10 protein-coding genes are annotated in these 13,090 nt (G+C 74.1%); 3 read left to right on the top strand and 7 right to left on the bottom strand.

The window, feature by feature from the left end; genetic code table 11:
* Positions 1-65 precede the first annotated feature (65 nt).
* From OG335_RS25195 to hrcA, 4 genes are all read right to left on the bottom strand, one after another.
* Complete coding sequence (locus OG335_RS25195; protein ID WP_405013380.1) at positions 66-3,284, bottom strand: PDZ domain-containing protein; 3,219 nt, start codon at positions 3,282-3,284, stop codon at positions 66-68.
* 113 nt (positions 3,285-3,397) lie between these two features.
* The gene (locus tag OG335_RS25190) at positions 3,398-4,147 is read right to left on the bottom strand and encodes a 16S rRNA (uracil(1498)-N(3))-methyltransferase (RefSeq protein WP_405013379.1); all 750 of its coding nucleotides are present in this window, start codon (positions 4,145-4,147) and stop codon (positions 3,398-3,400) included.
* A gap of 123 nt (positions 4,148-4,270) precedes the next feature.
* Entirely contained in the window at positions 4,271-5,410 is a 1,140-nt protein-coding gene (gene dnaJ / locus OG335_RS25185) for a molecular chaperone DnaJ (protein WP_405013378.1), read from the bottom strand.
* 72 nt (positions 5,411-5,482) lie between these two features.
* Positions 5,483-6,505: a heat-inducible transcriptional repressor HrcA gene (hrcA, locus tag OG335_RS25180; protein WP_405015522.1), complete on the bottom strand. Its 1,023-nt coding sequence runs from the start codon at positions 6,503-6,505 to the stop codon at positions 5,483-5,485.
* Between the two features lie 277 nt (positions 6,506-6,782).
* Here hrcA and htpX point away from each other — a divergent pair, with 277 nt between their 5' ends.
* The 3 genes from htpX (at position 6,783) to OG335_RS25165 (ending at position 9,197) form a co-directional block, all read left to right on the top strand.
* Positions 6,783-7,706: a zinc metalloprotease HtpX gene (htpX, locus tag OG335_RS25175; RefSeq protein WP_405013377.1), complete on the top strand. Its 924-nt coding sequence runs from the start codon at positions 6,783-6,785 to the stop codon at positions 7,704-7,706.
* Between the two features lie 12 nt (positions 7,707-7,718).
* Complete coding sequence (locus OG335_RS25170; protein WP_405013376.1) at positions 7,719-8,303, top strand: hypothetical protein; 585 nt, start codon at positions 7,719-7,721, stop codon at positions 8,301-8,303.
* 66 nt (positions 8,304-8,369) lie between these two features.
* A complete protein-coding gene (locus OG335_RS25165; protein WP_405013375.1) occupies positions 8,370-9,197 on the top strand; it encodes a DUF3097 domain-containing protein in 828 nt (275 codons plus the stop codon).
* A gap of 14 nt (positions 9,198-9,211) precedes the next feature.
* On the opposite strand, the gene OG335_RS25160 is transcribed toward OG335_RS25165, so the two are convergent.
* Genes OG335_RS25160 through OG335_RS25150 form a run of 3 tightly spaced genes read right to left on the bottom strand, consistent with a single transcriptional unit; the run spans position 9,212 to position 12,995 of the window.
* Complete coding sequence (locus OG335_RS25160; protein ID WP_405013374.1) at positions 9,212-9,769, bottom strand: Uma2 family endonuclease; 558 nt, start codon at positions 9,767-9,769, stop codon at positions 9,212-9,214.
* Positions 9,770-9,809: 40 nt separating this feature from the next.
* Positions 9,810-11,039: a radical SAM family heme chaperone HemW gene (gene hemW, locus OG335_RS25155; protein WP_405013373.1), complete on the bottom strand. Its 1,230-nt coding sequence runs from the start codon at positions 11,037-11,039 to the stop codon at positions 9,810-9,812.
* Between the two features lie 57 nt (positions 11,040-11,096).
* Positions 11,097-12,995, bottom strand: coding sequence for an AMP-dependent synthetase/ligase (locus OG335_RS25150; RefSeq protein WP_405013372.1), 1,899 nt, complete (start codon positions 12,993-12,995; stop codon positions 11,097-11,099).
* Positions 12,996-13,090 lie beyond the last annotated feature (95 nt).

Genomic DNA, 13,090 nt, shown 5'->3' with positions numbered 1-13,090 from the left:
GTCCCCCGGGCAGACCGCGGCCGGGGGCGGGGACGGCACGGCGGCCGCCCCCGCCCGCGGGCGCGCTACAGCTCGGGCAGCGCCGGGGGCGTACGGGCGGGCTGCTCGGCGAGGGCGGCGAGCGCGAGGCGGACGCCCTCGGCGAGCTGGGTGTCGCGGCCCGCCGCCCAGTCCTGCGGGGCGATCTCCACGACGACGTCCGGGTCGACGCCGTGGTTCTCCACGCCCCAGCCGTAGCCCTCCAGCCAGAAGGCGTACTTGGGCTGGGTGACGGCGGTGCCGTCGACGAGCGCGTACTTGCCGTCGATGCCGATCACGCCGCCCCAGGTGCGGGTGCCGACGACCGGGCCGATGCCGAGCGCCTGGATGGCGGCGTTGACGATGTCGCCGTCGGACCCGGAGAACGCGTCGGCCAGCGCCACCACCGGACCGCGCGGGGCGTCGCCCGGGTACGGGTCGGGGTTGGCGATGTCACGGGCCCGGTCCCAGCCGATGATCTTCCGGTTGAGCTTCTCGATGACGAGCTGCGAGGTGTGGCCGCCGCGGTTCTCCCGCAGGTCGACGACGACGCCCTCGCGGGCCAGCTCGACCCGCAGGTCGCGGTGGAGCTGCGCCCAGCCGGAGCTGATCATGTCGGGCACGTGGAGGTAGCCGAGCCGGCCGCCGGAGCGCTCGCGCACCTCGGCGCGGCGGCCCGCCACCCAGTCGTGGTAGCGCAGCGGCTCCTCGTCGGCGAGCGGCACGACCACGGGGTGGCGCGCCGTGCCGTCCTTGCCGGCGACGGTCAGCTCGACCGGCCGGCCGGCGGTGCCGGCGAGCAGCGGCGCCGGGCCGGTGACGGGGTCGACCGGGCGGCCGTCCACCGCGAGGATCGCGTCGCCCGACCGGACGGCGACGCCCGGCGCGGCCAGCGGCGAGCGGGCCCGCGGGTCGGACGACTCGCCGGGCAGGACGCGGTCGACGCGCCAGACGTCGCCGTCGCGGACGAGGTCGGCACCGAGCAGGCCCTGCCGGCGGGCGGCCTCCGGGCCGCGGCCGGGCGGGGTGACGTACGCGTGGGAGGTGCCGAGCTCGCCGACGGTCTCCCAGAGCAGGTCGACGAGGTCGTCGTGCGTGCCGGCCCGGTCCACCAGCGGCCGGTAGCGGTCGAGGACGCCCGCCCAGTCGACGCCGTTCATGTCGGCGCGCCAGTAGTTGTCGCGCATCAGGCGGCCGTTCTCGTCGAACATCTGGCGCCACTCGGCGGCCGGGTCGACGGTGACGCGCAGGCGGCCGAGGTCGACGTCGACCTCGTCGTCCTCGCCGGCCTTGCGGTCGGCCGGGACGATCTTCAGCGCGCCGCCGTCGCGGACCGCGAGGCGGGTGCCGTCCCCGCTGACCGCGTAGCCGTCGAGGCCGGCGACGATCTCCTGGGCGCGGCGCTTGCCGAGGTCGAAGTGCTCCAGCACCGGACGCGGGTGGTCGTCCTCCAGGGAGGCGGCGTTGTCGCCCAGCTCGCCGACGAGCGGCAGGCGGGTCCACACCACGCCGTCCTTGACGGCCCGCAGGCTGCCGAAGGAGCCGCCCTCCACCGGGAACGCCAGGATGCGGTCGGCGATGCCCTCCAGGTCGACCCGGGTGGGCTCGGGCGCGGTGTCCTCGGCCTTCTCGGCGTCCTTCCCGGCGGGCTTGGCGTCCTCGTCCTCGCCGCCGACGGGCCGGCCGGCCCGCTGCGGGCCGAACGGCGACGGGGTGTCCGCGGCGAGCGTGATCAGGTACGGCCGGGTGCCGGTCGGGAACGACAGGTCGAAGGAGTGCACGTCGTAGACCGGGTCGAAGTTGCGCACCGACAGGAACGCCAGGTGCCTGCCGTCCGAGGTGAAGGCCGGCGAGTAGTCGACGAAGCGCTGCTGGGTGGCCTCGCTGACGGTGCGGGAGGTCAGGTCGGCCAGCATGATCTGGCGCAGCGACCAGGCGCCGAGCACCGGGCTGGACCACGCGAGCCGGCCCGAGTCGGGGCTGAAGGCGAGGCCGGTGACCTCGCCGTTCTCGCTGCGGGCGAGCTCGTGCACGGTGCCGTCGGAGAGCGCGACGAGCAGCACCCGGCCGTCGTGGGAGGCCACGGCGAGCTGCTTGCCGTCCGGGGAGGCGACGAGGTCGAGCACCCGGCCGAGCTGCCCGGCGGCGAGGCGGCGGCGCCCGGGCTCCAGCACGGCGGGCGCGTACTCCAGGGCGTCGTCGCCCTCCGCGTCGGTCACCCAGACGACGCCCTGCGCGCCGTCCGCGCCGGGCACGACGCGGGCCAGGCGGGCGCGCGCGCCGGGGGTGTCGTCGAGCACCCGGGCGGGGCCCTCACGGTGCGTCAGCCAGTGCACGGTGCCGCGGACGACGGCCGCGCCGGCCCGGCCGGTGCGGTCGGGGGCGACGCCGTCGAGGTGGCCGGAGGCGGCGACCGGGTGCGGCTGGCGGCGGGTGCGCGGCCCGGCGAGGCGGATGTCCAGGCGGCGGGGCTCGGCGCCGTCGAGGTCGTCGAGCAGCCACAGGTCGCCGCCGCTGTGCCAGACGACGCGGGTGCCGTCGGTGGTGGCGTTGCGGGCGTAGAACGGGCCGTCGCTGTGTCGCCGCAGGTCGGTGCCGTCGGGGAGGCTGGAGTAGAGCCGGCCGCTGCCCTCGTGGTCGGAGAGGAAGGCGATCCGGCCGCCGACCCACAGGGGCGACTCGATGTTGCCGCCGAGGTCGGCGTGCACGCGGGTGAAGTCGCGCGTGCCGATCCACAGCTTCCCGGCGGTGCCGCCGCGGTAGCGCTTCCAGTGCGCGGGCTCGCGGCTGAACGCCGACAGCAGCAGCACCCGGTCGCCGCCCGGCTCCAGGGCGAGGCCGCCGACCGGCCCGTACGGCAGGCGGGTCGCCTCGCCGCCGTCGAGCGGGATCGCGAACGCCCAGCTGCGGCGCAGGGTGGCCTGCCCGGCGGTGGTGACGGCGATCGGGCGGCCGTCGGCCGTCCAGCCGCGCAGCTGGGTGCGGGCGCTGCCCCAGTGGGTGAGGCGGCGGGCGGGACCGCCCTCGGCGGGGGCGACGTGGATCTCCGGCGCCCCGTCGCGGGTCGAGGTCCAGGCGACGTGCGCGCCGTCCGGGGAGAAGCGCGGGTGGGAGGCCGGGGTCTGGTCCGCCGTCAGCCGCCAGGCCCGGCCGCCGTCCAGCGGCGCCAGCCAGACGTCGTCCTCCGCGACGAAGGCGACGAGGTCGCCGTGCAGGTGGGGGTGGCGCAGGTAGGCGCCGTGGGAGGTGCTCTGCGGTTCGGTCACAGGCAGCACCCTAGGCACGGCCCGGCGCCGACGCAGGCGGTTTCTTCAGGAGCGTACGAACGGGTCGCACGGACCCTGCCGGAGCGGCGTACGGGCCGGGCCCGGACGCCGCGTCAGGACCAGCGGCCGGTGCGGCCGAGCAGCAGCGCGCCGGCCGCCACCCCCGCGGTGGAGGTGCGCAGCACCGTCGGGCCGAGCCGGTGGGGGGCCGCGCCGGCCTCGGCGAAGGCGGCGAGCTCGTCCGGGGAGACGCCGCCCTCGGGGCCGACGACGAGCACGATGTCGCCGCCGACGGGCAGTTCGGCGGTGGCGAGCGGCCGGGCGCCGTCCTCGTGCAGGACGGCGGCGAACGCCGCCCGGGCCAGCAGCGGGGTCAGCTGACGGGTGGTCACGAGGTCGTGCACCTCGGGGAAGCGCAGCCGGCGGGACTGCTTGCCGGCCTCGCGGGCGGTGGCGCGCCACTTGGCGAGCGCCTTGGCGCCCCGGTCGCCCTTCCACTGGGTGATGCAGCGGGACGCCGCCCAGGGGATCACGGCGTCGACGCCGGCCTCGGTCATGGTCTCCACGGCGAGTTCGCCGCGGTCGCCCTTGGGGAGCGCCTGGACGACGACGATGCGGGGGGCCGGCTCCGGCTCGGTGCGGACGGTGACGACGGTGACGTCCAGCGCGTCCTTGCCGTGCACCGCGGCGACGGTGCCGTCGACGCCCAGGCCGTGGCCGTCGGCGAGGGTGACGGCCTCGCCGGCCGCCAGCCGTTTCACCGCGGCGGCGTGGCGGCCCTCCGGCCCGTCGAGGCGGACGACCGTCCCCGGGGCGGCCCCGGCCAGCAGCGCGGTCTCGACGACGAACACGGGCGCGGTCACAGCGGCTCCACTCCTGGTGTGCGGGGCTCCCCCGGCGGTACGGGGAGGCGGGGTACGGGGGTGCTGCACGAGCGCGGGGCCCGGCCGGTCGGCCGGGCCCCGCGCTTCGGTGCAGGCGACGGCCTAGCGGCCGTTGAAGGCGTCCTTGAGCCGCGAGAACAGGCCCTGCTGGCCGGGCGAGAAGTGGCCGGACGGCCGTTCCTCGCCGCGCAGCACGGCGAGCCGCCGCAGCAGGTCCTCCTGCTCGGGGTCGAGCTTGGTCGGCGTCTGCACCTCGACGTGCACTATCAGGTCGCCCCGGCCGCCCCCGCGCAGGTGCGTGATGCCGCGGCCGTGCAGCGGGATCGACTGGCCGGACTGCGTGCCGGGCCGGATGTCGACCTCCTCCATCCCGTCGAGCGTCTGCAGCGGCACCTGGGTGCCGAGCGAGGCCGCCGTCATCGGGATGGTGACCGTGCAGTGCAGGTCGTCGCCGCGCCGCTGGAACGTCGGGTGCGACGACTCGGCGATCTCGACGTACAGGTCGCCGGCCGGGCCGCCGCCGGGGCCGACCTCGCCCTCGCCGGCCAGCTGGATGCGGGTGCCGTTGTCGACACCGGCGGGGATCTTGACGGTGAGGGTGCGGCGGGCCCGTACGCGGCCGTCGCCGGCGCACTCCGGGCACGGGGTCGGCACGACGGTGCCGAAGCCCTGGCACTGCGGGCAGGGGCGCGAGGTCATGACCTGGCCGAGGAACGACCGGGTGACCTGGGAGACCTCGCCCTTGCCGCGGCACATGTCGCAGGTCTGCGCGGAGGTGCCGGGTGCGGCGCCCTCGCCGGAGCAGGTCGTACAGGTGACGGCCGTGTCGACCTGGAGCTCCTTGGTGGTGCCGAACGCGGCCTCCTCCAGGGTGATCTCCAGTCGGATCATGGCGTCCTGGCCGCGGCGGGTCCGCGAGCGCGGTCCGCGCTGGCCCCCGGCCGCGCCGAAGAAGGCGTCCATGATGTCGGAGAAGCCGAAGCCCGCGGCGCCGAAGCCGCCCGCGCCACCGCCTCCGCCGTTCGGGGAGAGCGGGTCGCCGCCGAGGTCGTAGACCTGGCGCTTGGCCGGGTCCGACAGCACCTCGTAGGCGGCGTTGATCTCCTTGAACCGCTCCTGGGTCTTGGGGTCCGGGTTGACGTCCGGGTGCAGTTCACGCGCGAGGCGCCGGAACGCCTTCTTGATCTCGTCCTGCCCCGCATCCCGTCGGACGCCGAGTACCGCGTAGTAGTCCGTGGCCACCAAATGCTCCGCTTGTTCCGCCTCTAGAAGTGCTTGCGCCCGACCGGCCGCGCGGTGCCCGCGCCGCCGTTGTTACGACTCGGCCAGGATCTGGCCCACGTACCGTGCAACCGCTCGCACCGCCCCCATTGTGCCCGGGTAATCCATCCGGGTCGGACCGATCACTCCCAGCTTTGCCACGCTCTGGTCGCCCGAACCGTAACCGACGGAGACCACGGACGTGGAATTGAGTCCCTCGTACGCGTTCTCCCGGCCGATCCGGACGGTCATGCCGGACTCCGCGGTCTCCCCCAGCAGGCGCAGCAGCACCACCTGCTCCTCCAGCGCTTCGAGCACCGGCTGGATGGTCAGCGGGAAGTCGTGGCCGAAGCGCGTCAGGTTGGCCGTGCCGGCCAGCATGATGCGCTCCTCGTTCTGCTCGGCGAGCGTCTCGAAGAGCGTGGCGAGCACGGTGGAGACGGCGGGCCGGTCGGCGGGCTCGAACGACCCGGGCAGGTCCTCCAGGAGCTCCGGGACGTCCGGCAGCCGCTGCCCGCACGCGTGGGCGTTGAGCTTGGCGCGCAGGTCGGCCAGGACGGTCTCGCCGACCGAGCCGGGACAGTCGACGATCCGCTGCTCCACCCGTCCGGTGTTGGTGATCAGGACGAGCATCACCTTCGCGGGTGCCAGCGCGACCAGTTCGACGTGCCGCACGGTGGAGCGGGTCAGGGAGGGGTACTGCACCACGGCGACCTGCCGGGTCAGCTGGGCGAGCAGGCGCACCGTCCGGGCGACGACGTCGTCGAGGTCGACCGCGCCCTCCAGGAAGTGCCGGATCGCCCGCCGCTCCGGGGGCGTCATCGGCTTCACCTCGGCCAGCCGGTCCACGAAGAGCCGGTACCCCTTGTCGGTGGGGATGCGTCCGGCGCTGGTGTGCGGCTGGTGGATGAAGCCGTCCTCCTCCAGGGCGGCCATGTCGTTGCGCACCGTCGCCGGGGAGACCCCGAGGTTGTGGCGCTCCACGAGGGCCTTGGAGCCGACCGGCTCCTCGGTTCCCACGTAGTCCTGGACGATGGCCCGCAGCACGGCGAGCCTGCGCTCGTCGAGCGGGCGCACGGCGGCACGCGTGTCGATCAGGCGCTCGTCGACCCTGCGCTCGTTGACCACGGGGCACGCACCTCCGTCTTCGCCCGTCGGACCTGGCGGCCCGTCCGGCCCTTTGGCACTCTGGAAGGCAGAGTGCCAGGACCGTACCTGCCAGTGTAGGGCCCTCCCCCGGCGGCAGGAACGGGCCGCCCACGTGATCCTCGACCGATTGTCGGGGCCGCGGGCCGCGCCGCCCCCGCCTCCTGGTGGCAGCATCGAAGGCGAGCGAGCTACCGAAGGAGCAGCGATGTCGTCGTCACGGCAGCACTCCCGCTTCGCACCCGACCGCGGCCTGACCGGCCGGATGGTCCTCACGATGTTCCTGATCGGCCTGGTGTACGTCGGCTTCACCGGCGTGCTGATCGTGCTGCTGCGCGGCGCCTGGCCGATCGTCCTGCTGATCTCCGGCGGCCTGTTCGTCGCGCAGTTCTGGTTCAGCGACCGGATCACCGAGCGGGCGATGGGCGCCCGGCCGGTGACCCCCGAGGAGTACCCGCAGCTGCACGGCACCGTCGACCGGCTGTGCGCCCTCGCCGACATGCCGAAACCGCGGATCGCCGTGGCCCACAACGACATGCCGAACGCCTTCGCCACCGGGCGCAACCAGCAGAAGGCCGTGGTGTGCGTGACCACCGGCCTGCTGCGCCGCCTGGAACCGGAGGAGCTGGAGGGGGTGCTCGCCCACGAGCTGTCGCACGTCGCGCACCGCGACGTGGCCGTCATGACCGTCGCGGGGTTCCTCGGCGTGCTCGCCGGGCTGATCACCCGCATGGCGCTGTACGGCGGCTTCATGAGCGGCGGCAACCGCAACAGCAACGACCCCAACGCCGCGATCGCGCTGATCCTCGTCCCGCTGGTCAGCATGCTCGTGTACGCCCTCAGCTTCCTGCTGACCCGGCTGCTCTCCCGCTACCGCGAGCTCGCCGCCGACCGGGCCGCCGCCCAGCTGACCGGCCGGCCCAGCGCGCTCGCCTCCGCGCTGACGAAGGTGACCGGGCAGATCGCCGCCATCCCCACCGAGGACCTGCGCAGGTCGCAGCCGTACAACGCCTTCTACTTCGCCCCGGCGCTGAGCGCGCGGGAGACCGCCTCGCAGCTGTTCTCCACCCACCCGTCGCTGGAGCAGCGGCTGGAGCAGCTGGCGCGGATCTCCGCCGAGCTCGGCCGGTGAGAGGACCGCACCGTGGGTTTCCTGGACTCCCTGCTGGGCCGCACCAAGCCCGTCGAGCCCGATCTGGACCAGCTCTTCGGCATCCCGTCCGCGGCGCTCACCCTGGAGGCCGCGGCGGGCTTCCGGCCGACCGGGCTCGGTGCGGTGTGCTTCGCGGCCGTCGAGGGCGGCGCCTTCGAGGAGGTGCAGCAACAGGTGCAGGCCCTGCTGGACGCCGACACCGGCCGCGGCGGGGTGCCCGTCGAGGCGTCCCGGGACGCGTACGGCTACTCCTGGCTCCTCGCCCGGCACACCCCGGAGGAGCTGCCCGACCTGGTCAACGACCTGCACGCGGTCAACAGCGAGCTGGAGGCGCACGGCTTCGGCCCGCAGCTGCTCTGCTCGATCGTGGGCTTCCGCAACGCGGCAGGGCAGCCGCTGGGCCTGGTCTACCTGTACAAGCGCGGCACGTTCTACCCGTTCGCGCCGATGCCGGGCGGCGGCGAGAGGCGCAACAGCCCGGTGGAGCTGCAGGTGAAGGCGATGCTGCCGAACGACCTGCGGATCGAGTCGGACCTGTCGCGCTGGTTCCCGGTGTGGGGCGCCCCGGGGCTGTAGCCGCGAGCCGTGACACCCGCCGGGCGGGCCCGCCGGCGGCGTGTCACGGCTCGTAGACTCCCGTCCATGCGCAGCAGGGAGTACGGGCCCGATCTGACCCCGCCGTGGAAGCGGCAGCAGCCCGCGCCGGAGGTGGCCGCCGAGCGCGACCTGGTGGTGGAGGACGCGGCCACCGGGTACTGCGGGGCGGTCGTGCGGTGCGAGCGGACGGCCGAGGGGTTCACCGTGACCCTGGAGGACCGTTTCGGCAGGCACCGGGTGTTCCCGCTGGTGCCGCGGGGTTTCCTGCTGGAGGGGCGGGTGGTGACGCTCGTCCGCCCCGCCGCCGCGGCCCCCGCGGCCGGTCCCGCCCGGACGGCCTCCGGGTCGGTCGCGGTGCCGGGGGCGCGGGCCCGGGTGGCCCGGGAGTCGCGGATCTACGTGGAGGGCCGGCACGACGCCGAGCTGGTCGAGCGGGTCTGGGGCGACGACCTGCGGATCGAGGGCGTGGTCGTCGAGTACCTGGAGGGCGTGGACGACCTGCCGGCGATCGTCGACGGGTTCGCGCCCGGCCCGGGGCGGCGGCTCGGCGTGCTCGTCGACCACCTGCTGCCGGGCACCAAGGAGCACCGGATCGCCGCGCGGGTGACCGGCTCGTCGGTGCTGGTGGTGGGCCACCCGTACATCGACGTGTGGCAGGCCGTGAAGCCGTCCAGCGTGGGCATCCCCGGCTGGCCGGAGGTGCCGCGCGGGGAGGTCTGGAAGGAGGGCGTCTGCCGCCGCCTGGGCTGGCCCGTGGACCCGCCTGCCGCCTGGCGGCGCATCCTCGCCTCGGTGCGCTCCTACCGCGACCTCGACCCGGCCCTGCTGGGCCGGGTCGAGGAGCTGATCGACTTCGTCACGCAGCCGGGCTGAGCGGTCCGGGCCCGTCAGTCGAGGGCCTGGAAATCGGTGGTGTCGAGGGTGATGCCGAGCACGTCCACGGCCACGGGCTCACCGAAGCCGCTGGTCCGCTCGGACCGGTAGTCGGGAAGGCCCTTGGCATTCTCCTCGACCGGTTCGGTGAAGAGCACGCAGACACCCTCCGTCGGGTCGACGAGGAGGTAGGCGGGGATCCGTCCGGCAGCGTACATCCCGCGCTTGGTGCGGTAGTCGCGATCGCCGCTGGTCTTGGAGACGACCTCCACGACCAGCGTCACGGCGCCCGACGGAAGGAGCCGACCGGACTCCCGGACGGCTCCCCGCTCGAAGACCACCAGGTCGGGCTGCGGCTCACTCGGCTCACCTGGGATCGAGAGGTCCTGTGTCGTGAGGGCGCGCCAGTGCGCGTACGGCACCTGGTGCTGGATCGCGGCGACGATCACGTTGTGGACCATGTCCGGCCCCGCCGTCATCACGATTTCCCCCCGAATGAGCTCGGCCTTGAAGCCTTCCGGGACGTCGAGGCTCTCGTAGATCGCACTCACCCGGTCGTCAACGGCAGTCATCACTCGCTCCCTCGGACGGCTGCTACCAAGGTAACGGCCGTCAGTCGACGAGGTCACGTACCACGGCGTCGGCCAGCAGCCGCCCGCGCAGGGTGAGGGCGGCGCGGCCGTCGGCGTGGGCGGCGGGGTCGAGCAGGCCGTCGGCGAGGGCGGTGGCGGCGGCCTTGCGGCCGGTGTCGGTGAGCAGGTCGAGCGGGCAGCCGTCGACGAGGCGCAGTTCCAGCAGGATGCGCTCGACGCGGCGGTCCTCGCCGGCGAGGACCTCCCGGCCCAGGGCGGGGGTGCGGCCCTCGGCGAGGGCCTGCGCGTACGCCGCGGGGTGCTTGGCGTTCCACCAGCGGACGCCGCCCACGTGGCTGTGGGCGCCCGGCCCGGCGCCCCACCAGTCGGCGCCCGTCCAGTAGAGCTCGTTGTGGCGGCAGCGGCCCTCGGGCGTGGTGGCCCAGTTGGAGACCTCGTACCAGGCGTAGCCGGCCGCGGAGAGCGCCTGCTCGGCGATGAGGTAGCGGTCGGCGTGCACGTCGTCGTCGATCGTCGGCAGCTCGCCGCGCTTCACGCGGGCGGCGAGGCGGGTGCCGTCCTCGACGATGAGGGAGTAGGCGGAGACGTGGTCCGGACCGGCGCCGATCGCGGCGTCGAGGGAGGCCCGCCAGTCGTCGTCGGACTCGCCGGGCGTGCCGTAGATCAGGTCGAGGTTGACGTGGTCGAAGCCGGCCGCGCGGGCCTCGGCGACGCAGGCCTCCGGGCGGCCCGGCGTGTGGTGGCGGTCGAGCACCTGCAGCACGTGGCGACGGGCCGACTGCATGCCGAAGGAGACCCGGTTGTAGCCGCCCGCCCGGAGCTCCTCCAGGTAGGCCGGGCCGACAGACTCGGGGTTGGCCTCGGTCGTGACCTCCGCGCCCTCGGCGAGGCCGAACTCCTCGCGCAGGGCGGCGAGCATCCGCACCAGGTCACCGGCGGGCAGCAGGGTGGGCGTGCCGCCGCCGAGGAAGACGGTCTGCACGGGCAGGTCGGTGTCGCCGAGCACCGTGCGGGCGTGCCGGATCTCGGCGATCACGTTGTCGGCGTACGTCTCCTGCGAGGCGACGGCGCCGGAGCCGCGCAGCTCGGTGGCGGTGTACGTGTTGAAGTCGCAGTAACCGCAGCGGCTGGCGCAGTACGGCACGTGCAGGTAGAAGCCGAACGGCCGGCTGCCGAGCCCGGCGAGAGCGGAGGAGGGCAGCGAACCGTCGGACGGCACGGGTTCGCCGTCGGGGAGTGCGGAGGGCATGACCCCATTGTCCCGTACGGCTCGGGTTGCCCCGGAGCCGTACGGGACCGGGGCGGGTCAGGCCTCGTTGGCGCCGGCGTACATCCCGGTGATGGCGTCGGCGTAGGTGCGCTCGACGACCGGGCGCTTGATCTTGAGGCTGGGCGTGAGCTCGCCGTGCTCGATGTCGAGGTCCCGCGGGAGCAGCGTGAACTTCTTGATCGTCTGCCAGCGCTGCAGGTCGCCGTTGAGGCGCTGCACGAAGCCCGCGATCAGCTCGTGCGTCTCGGGGGCACCGACGACCTCGGCGTACGACTTGCCGGCCAGGCCGTGCTCGGCGGCCCACGGCATGATCACGCTCTCGTCGAGGCCGATCAGCGCGGTGCAGAAGTTCCGCTGGTTGCCGATGACCAGGATGTTGCTGACGAACGGGCAGACCGCCTTGAACTTGCCCTCGACCTCGCTCGGCGCGACGTACTTGCCGCCGGAGGTCTTGAACATGTCCTTCTTGCGGTCGGTGATCCGCAGGTAGCCGTCCTTGTCGAGCTCGCCGATGTCGCCGGTGTGGAACCAGCCGTCGCTCTCCAGCACCTCGGCGGTCTGCTCGGGCATGTCGTGGTAGCCGCGCATCACGCCGGGGCCGCGCAGCAGGATCTCGCCGTCCTCGGCGATCCGCACCTCGGTGCCGGGCAGCGGCAGGCCGACCGTGCCGACCCGCACGTGGCCCTCCCGGTTCACGGTGGAGCCGGCCGAGGTCTCGGTGAGGCCGTAGCCCTCCAGGATCGGCACGCCCGCACCCATGAAGAAGAAGCCGATCTCGGGCGCCAGCGCGGCACTGCCGGAGACCGAGCCGCGCATCCGGCCGCCGAACGCGCCCCGGATCTTCGCGTAGACCAGCTTGTCGGCGATCGCGTGCTGCACCCTCAGCCCCAGCGGGGCGGTCGCGCGGCCGGTCGCGATCTCGTTGGCCTGGGTGGTGCGCGCGTGGTCGCGCGCCACGCCCGCGGCCCACTGGAAGATCTTGTACTTGGCGCCGCCCTCGGCCCGGGCCTTGCCCGCGATGCCGTTGTAGACCTTCTCGAAGATCCGCGGCGCGGACGCCATCAGGGTCGGGCGGATCGCCGGCAGGTTGTGGATGATGCGGTCGACCCGGCCGTCCACGGCCATCACGTGGCCGGTGGCGATCTGCCCGGAGATCAGCGTCTTGCCGAACACGTGCGACAGCGGCAGCCACATGAACTGCACGTCGTCCGCGCGCAGCAGCCCGCTCTCCTCCTGCGCCACCGCCTCGTACGCCCAGCAGTCGTGCACCAGCCGCACGCCCTTCGGGCGGCCGGTCGTGCCGGAGGTGTAGATGAGGGTGGCGAGTTGCTCGGGCTGCAGCGAGTCGACGGACTTCTCGACGGCGTCCGGGTGGTCCACCAGCCAGGCGGCGCCGCGCTCCTCCAGCTCGGCCAGGGTCAGCACGGTCAGGCCGTCGGCCTCCGGCAGCCCGTCGGGCGCGTCGAAGAGGATCACGGTGTCAAGCCCCGGCAGCTGCGCCTTCGTCTCGACGACCTTGGCGAGCTGCTTGGCGTTCTCGGCGAACAGCGCCCGGCTGCCGGAGTTGGCCAGGATGAACGCGGTCTCGTCCGCGTTGGTGCTGGGGTACACCGTCGTGGTGGCCGCACCGGCACACATGTTGCCCAGGTCGGCGATGATCCACTCGACCCGGGTGGCCGAGGAGAGCGCGACCCGGTCCTCGGACTCGATCCCGAGCGACATCAGGCCCGCCGCGACCGCCTTGACGCGCTCCGCGGTCTGCGCCCACGTCAGCGAGCGCCACTGCTCGGCCCCGGGAGCGCCGTCCGCGGCATGCTCGTCGACCGGCACCGGGTAGCGGTACGCCTCCACGTCGGGCGTGGCGTTTACCCTGCTGAGGAACAGATGGGCCACGGAGGGCGGACGGCGCTCGATCATGGACTGCACGGAACTCAACGAGGACCTCCGGGGGGCGGGTGGTCGAGGGTGAGGGAGGACGGCGGCCGTGGGGGCAGCCGACCGACCCGCCTTGTTAACCAGCAAGTAACAAG

It is taken from the genome of Kitasatospora sp. NBC_01539, assembly GCF_045040525.1.
Classification (GTDB): domain Bacteria; phylum Actinomycetota; class Actinomycetes; order Streptomycetales; family Streptomycetaceae; genus Kitasatospora.
This window is presented reverse-complemented; position numbering and strand designations above follow the sequence as displayed.

Coding starts and splice junctions, on each gene's coding strand:
- htpX (WP_405013377.1), top strand. CDS start 6,783: ATGTCGTCGTCACGGCAGCACTCCCGCTTCGCACCCGACCGCGGCCTG.
- OG335_RS25165 (WP_405013375.1), top strand. CDS start 8,370: ATGCGCAGCAGGGAGTACGGGCCCGATCTGACCCCGCCGTGGAAGCGG.
- OG335_RS25160 (WP_405013374.1), bottom strand. CDS start 9,769: ATGACTGCCGTTGACGACCGGGTGAGTGCGATCTACGAGAGCCTCGAC.
- hemW (WP_405013373.1), bottom strand. CDS start 11,039: ATGCCCTCCGCACTCCCCGACGGCGAACCCGTGCCGTCCGACGGTTCG.